A 629-nucleotide genomic window follows, 5' to 3' on the forward strand; every position below is an offset into this window, starting at 1 on the left:
TCTGGTACGAAAACCAGGAGGTGAACGGCCAGTTGGCCTTGGTGCCGCGTGTGTACCTGAGCCAGGCAACCGTGGCGGCACGGGAGCAGGATGCCAAGAGTTCGGCGCTGGTGACTGCCGACACGGTGCTGATTGATGCCGAGGCGGTGGCCAATATCAACGGCACCGTTCGTGGCAACACGGACACCTTTATCTACTCAAAAACCGGCATCCAAAACGTCTCGGTGGGCGGCGCGCAGGCCGGGCTATTTGCCGGCCTTGGCGGCGAAGGTAAACCCGCAGGCCAGTTGGTGATTGCCGCCGAGGGCAAGGTAATCAACCAGGGCGGGGTAATGAGCGGTTACCAACAAACCGTCGTCGGCGGTGACGGGGTGAGTAGTTCAGCCACCACCGGGTATGACAAAAATGGTTCGTTGGTGGTGCGTGATAACGGCCTTATGGGCGCGGGATTGAGTGAGGACAAACCCAAAGAAGAGGCCAAGGAAGAAGCCACGGCAGACCCTCAACCTACCGTTGCCGAAGCCGATACCCAGGCCGAGAAAAAACCGCTGCAAGTGGCCCGCCCCGATGTACGGGCGCTCTTTGAAGAGCGTCTGGCCTCTGGCCCGGTGGACACCAGCCAGGGCTCG

At 61.0% G+C, this 629-nt stretch carries 1 protein-coding gene; it reads left to right on the plus strand.

Annotation, left to right across the window (positions count from 1 at the left end):
* On the plus strand, positions 1–629 hold a 629-nt coding region (locus tag PKE98_RS26930; RefSeq protein ID WP_271198563.1), incomplete at both ends, for a hypothetical protein.

This window comes from Pseudomonas turukhanskensis (assembly GCF_027922365.1).
Lineage (GTDB): Bacteria > Pseudomonadota > Gammaproteobacteria > Pseudomonadales > Pseudomonadaceae > Aquipseudomonas > Aquipseudomonas turukhanskensis.